1 protein-coding gene is annotated in these 605 nt (G+C 43.6%); it reads right to left on the bottom strand.

Going from position 1 to position 605, the window contains the following annotated elements; all coding sequences use genetic code 11:
• Nucleotides 1-60: 60 nt before the first annotated feature.
• Nucleotides 61-594, bottom strand: a complete 534-nt coding sequence (locus tag R7Q48_RS28880) for a dihydrofolate reductase family protein (protein WP_318133780.1) — start codon at nt 592-594, stop codon at nt 61-63.
• Nucleotides 595-605: the final 11 nt, after the last annotated feature.

Genomic DNA, 605 nt, shown 5'->3' with positions numbered 1-605 from the left:
AAAACGCCCCTCCTATCTCTAGGAAGGGCGTTTTTCTTTTATTCAAAATACCTAGGTAGATTACCTTACACGCACGTAAGTCGTTTGAACTAAGGTGCCTAGCACCACTTCGCTCTTGATCACTTTAAAATTGAGTGGTTGTTCCAAATCACCAAACAAAGGTGCGCCGCCGCCGAGTAGGATAGGGAAGCGAGTGATCACCATTTCATCGATAAGATCTTCTTTGAGGAAGTTTTGAATCGTCACGCCGCCGTCGATGTAAAGCTCGTTAAAGCCTTTTGTATTTAGGTCAGCAAGTACATCTTTTAGATCGCCTTTTACTAAAAAGACTTTGTCTTCGTAGCCTTGTGGAACTTCTGTCATGGTATTGCTGAGTACGAACACGGGCTTGCTATACGGCCAATTGCAACCAAAACTCAGTACGACATCTAATGTATTACGACCCATTACCAAGCCATCTATACGCTCCATTAGTGGGACGAAGCCAGTATCAATGCTGTCTGGATTTGGTACGGATTGTAGCCAGTCGAGTTTGCCTTGTTTATCTGCGATGTAACCGTCCAGACTGGTTGCAATAAATACGATATTTGCCATTAGTACCTCAT

This window comes from Vibrio sp. 378 (assembly GCF_033339435.1).
This window is presented reverse-complemented; position numbering and strand designations above follow the sequence as displayed.